The organism is Calditrichota bacterium (genome assembly GCA_014359355.1).
GTDB lineage: Bacteria > Zhuqueibacterota > Zhuqueibacteria > JANLFK01 > Oleimicrobiaceae > Oleimicrobium.
Map to the genome: position 1 here is coordinate 1 of JACIZP010000395.1, position 3,783 is coordinate 3,783.

Genomic DNA, 3,783 nt, shown 5'->3' on the forward strand with positions numbered 1-3,783 from the left:
CTCTGCTCTAACGCCATGCCAAGATTGGTGTAGGCGTTGGCAAAGGAGGGACTCAGTTGGATGCAGCAACGGAACTCCCTCGTCGCCTCTGCCACCTCTCCACGGCGCAGCATGCTATTGCCCATCATGTAGTGAAATTCGGCGTGGCCCTGGAGCTGTTGCTGGTGGCGGCGCAGGAGCGCCAACTTTTCCCCCTCTTTGCCGGCCCAGCCGAGGACTTTGGCCAGGTTGAGCGTGCCTTCCAGGTAGTAGTCAGGGGGCAGCGCGTGCATCACCCGTTCATAGGCAGCCAGGCGCTCTTGGTCGGTCACTGCCCTGGCGGCGGGCACCCACCCCAGGTGTTGCATCTGCTGGGCCAGCACCTCGGCGATAAGCTGATGGCCGTGCACCGTCGGATGCAGGTGTTCCAGCAACAAAGAAGAGTCCATCACCCCCTGGGGCGAACGGCGTGCAAACTCCTCCTCCACATCGACCAGGGCGAGCCCATAGCGGCAGGCTACGTCCCGGATGATCCGGTTGACCTCCCCAGGTGCTCGCAGCGGGCAGACATCCAACTCCCTGGCCAGCAGCAAATACTGCTTGGCCAGCTCAAGGTGCCCCAGCTTGTGCAGACAGCAACCAATGCGGTAGCCCAATTCCGCGTGCTGATCATCGAGCTGGTAACATTGTTGGTAGACGGCCAGTGCCTCTTGGTACAGTCCGCGAGCCTCGGCAATAATGCCAGCGCGAAAGTGTTCATCCCACCACTCCTGTTGCTCTTGGTTCCACGGCTCGCGGTGTTCAGACTTGAAAGGGGAAAAGTCTTTGAGGTTTGTGGGCAGCGTTGCCGGCAGCATCTTGACGTGATGCTGCCGGGCGATGGCCACCATGCGTTCCAGGTTGTAACGGCAGCGGGCATAGGCCTGCTCGCGCTGCAGAGTCTGCCGCGAGTACCGCTCCAGGCCGGCACTGGCATCAAGGATGGCACCGACCTCATCCTCCAGTGGCGGCTTCTCCTCCCCTTGGCCGAGAACTATCCTCTGCAGGCACCCAACCGCGGGGCGCAAGGCAGCGTAGAGCGCTGAGCTGTCCATGAGCAGCCTCGCTTTCCGCACCGCGGGAGGCTGGTGCAGGAGTGCATCATAGGTGCGCCCCTCCAGAAACTCGTTGTGCCCGCTGTATAGCACGAACACGTCCGGTTCGTAGCGCAATGCCTCCTCTACCAGGTGGGCAACGCGGTAGCTGGCGTAGGAGATGCCGCCGGCGTTGATGACTTCGTAGCGATGATCAGGGTCCTGTAGCTGGAGGATGATTGCAAGCCATCTCGGAAAAGCGGTCTCGCCTCTGTGAGGGCGACCGTAGGTGGTTGAGCCGCCGAAGCAAAAGATGCGGACCGTGCCGGGGGCTTTCTTTGCGGAGAATTCCTGATGATTGAAGAAGGGCAGCTTATTGGGGGCGGTGGCCATCATCAGCCGGCCATCCCCTGCTTTGCTCTCCACCCATAACGGATAAACCCTTTCAAAGCCGACAAAAGGGTCGAGGCGCCTGGCTGGGTTGCCCATACCTGCCAAGCGGAGTGCTCCTTCGGCGAGCCCCAGGAAGAATAGCCCGGACACCATGAGGGCCAGCCTCTGCCGCCAGGTCGTCGGAGGCTTGGCCTCGCCGCGTGTCCCGTGCCCTTTGCCCTGCTCAGCGGGCAATCCTTATCTCCTCGCGCCAGTCAGGATTGTAGATCTCCAACCGCTCCCCACTCTTCAGCGTGCAGTGCACGAGACGATAGTTGCCGTAAAGGCCATAGTCACAGAAGACAAACTCCACTCGCCCCTGGCTCTTGAGGTTCTCGTAGATCCAGATCTCGTAGGCGCGCGTATCGACGCTGGCCGGCTCCCGCTCTACTTCGTCCGGGGGCCCATACATGATGTAGACCCGCCCGCGGTCGGACTGCCAACCAGGAGTGGTCGGCGAGCCGAACAACCGGTTCGCAGCGTCAAAGCGGCGCAGATGTTCCAACCGGAACTGGGGCGAAAACTGCGCCCAAAAGGAGGCGACATATCTGGCCTTGGCCTGCGCATCCAGCTGGTCAAACAGGCGCAGCTCCTGGTCGCTCACCAAGTAGGTAAGTTGGGCACGGGCCTGGGCTGCTTGCTGCTCGTCCAGCTGGCGAGGCGAGCTGACCACGGCGGGATTGCTGAACCAAAAAGGGGTCTCCCGCTGCACAGTGGCGCCGCTGGCGCTATCGGTGACGGCCAGCCGCAGCACATAACGTCCAGAGGCCACCCCTAAGAGGTTGATCTTTTCCGCCCACACCGCGGTGGGGGCGCGCGGCCGCATGCTCCTCTGCCCCGCGTGCACGGGGTTGCCTTGGTCGTCTACAACCGACCACTGGCGCAGGCAGCTCTGCCCCGCCACCAGATTGTACAGTTCGCAGTAGAAATACAAGAAAGGCGAGTCGAGGCCATAGATGCGCGAAGGGTTGGGAAGCACTTGAAAGCCACTCTTCACAAAAGGATTGTCCGCAACTGCACGCTCGATGGAGCCTGCCAACTCCACCTCGCTCATCTGCAGGCCAGAGTCAGCAAAGGTGGGCACCTGCACCCAGGTCTGCAGTGAGCCACGCATGCCCGAATTCAGATCCTCTACCTCGACGTCCAAGAGGAGCGAATCCTCATGCACCACGAAGCCGACCACCTCCAGGGATGTCTGTCGTTGGCTGTCCTGCAGCGAGTCAGCGCGCACCACGCTCTGCCAGGTGCGTTCCCCAACAGCCTGCCCAGCGCCAGTCAGGAGGCGCACCCGCACGGAGTAGCCGGCCAACCACCCCCCCTCGGTGGCGCTGAAGCGGAGCTGCCCATGAGGAATGCCCAGATACACCTCCTGGTAGGTCGCCCCTGCACTACGCAGCTCTTTGAAGGCCGCCCAGTCGCAATTCAAACGAAGCGCCCCTTGCTGGGCAGCGGGTGCAACTGCCCAACCTCCCACTGCAAAAGCCAGCGCCCACAAACCTGCCACGCTACCGCACCCTCGCCAGCTCTGCTTCCAGGAATGGTCGCCACCCCGTGTGCGGAAACTTCTCCAGGAAGTATTGGAAGATGGGCGGCCGTTCGATCTCCTGCCCATTGGAAGCCGTGAAAGCAGAGATCCTATCGTAGGCACCGTGGCGGATCTCCCGATTGGAGAACAAGGTGAAATAGTTATGCTTCAGGTTCACGATCCTATTCTCGGGGCGGATGTCGAAAAAGGTACCGCTAAAGGCCACGGTCTCGCTCGGCTGTATCTCATAGTTGCTCACGGTGCTGCGGAATTCGTTGGCAATGGTGAGGAACGCCACCCCGGGCATGTTCACTCGCAGACCTTTGAGCGCGTATTTGCCGTCCGGCACGTTAGGAATGAAAAAGTAGCCGTTCTCATCAGTCACTACCCATTTGCCGAACAACTTCTCCTTGCCGTCCTCCTGGGAGTACCCGATGACGGCCACCTCCACGTTGGCGAAGTAGACATCGTACCTGTTCTGGTAGCCACTGTTTTCGAAAATCACAGAGCCGATGAGGAGGTTCTTCCCCTCCACCGGTTCCTGCAACGAAGCCATGCCTCCTGCGCATCCTACCAGCAACGCCAACCCAAACACCAATGCCGCTCTTACCATGCGCCGCATAGTCTCTTCCTGCTAAAGTGTGATTGTTCCGCTACCGGCGGCAACCGGGTCTTGTTCTCTTTCTTCCTTGCGTGCTTGTCTTGCGGGCACACCGCCAGACGCTGAGGGGTGGCCAAGAGAGGAAGCCGCCGTTGGCCGCCGGGCCATCAGAA

General features: G+C 61.0%; 3 protein-coding genes. All 3 read right to left on the reverse strand.

Translation table 11 applies throughout. The annotated features are described in order from the left end of the window. Positions 1 to 1,679 (reverse strand): hypothetical protein (locus H5U38_16300; GenBank protein ID MBC7188587.1); only part of this gene is annotated, 1,679 nt, incomplete at its 3' end. After that, positions 1,669 to 2,988, reverse strand: coding sequence for a GWxTD domain-containing protein (locus tag H5U38_16305; protein ID MBC7188588.1), 1,320 nt, complete (start codon positions 2,986 to 2,988; stop codon positions 1,669 to 1,671). The genes H5U38_16305 and H5U38_16300, both read right to left, overlap by 11 nt. A 1-nt stretch (position 2,989) precedes the next feature. Beyond that, a complete protein-coding gene (locus H5U38_16310) occupies positions 2,990 to 3,631 on the reverse strand; it encodes a hypothetical protein (GenBank protein ID MBC7188589.1) in 642 nt (213 codons plus the stop codon). Positions 3,632 to 3,783: the final 152 nt, after the last annotated feature.

Bases quoted from the DNA above. Each gene is read 5' to 3' on its own strand.
- H5U38_16310 (MBC7188589.1), bottom strand. From the start codon at position 3,631: ATGCGGCGCATGGTAAGAGCGGCATTGGTGTTTGGGTTGGCGTTGCTG.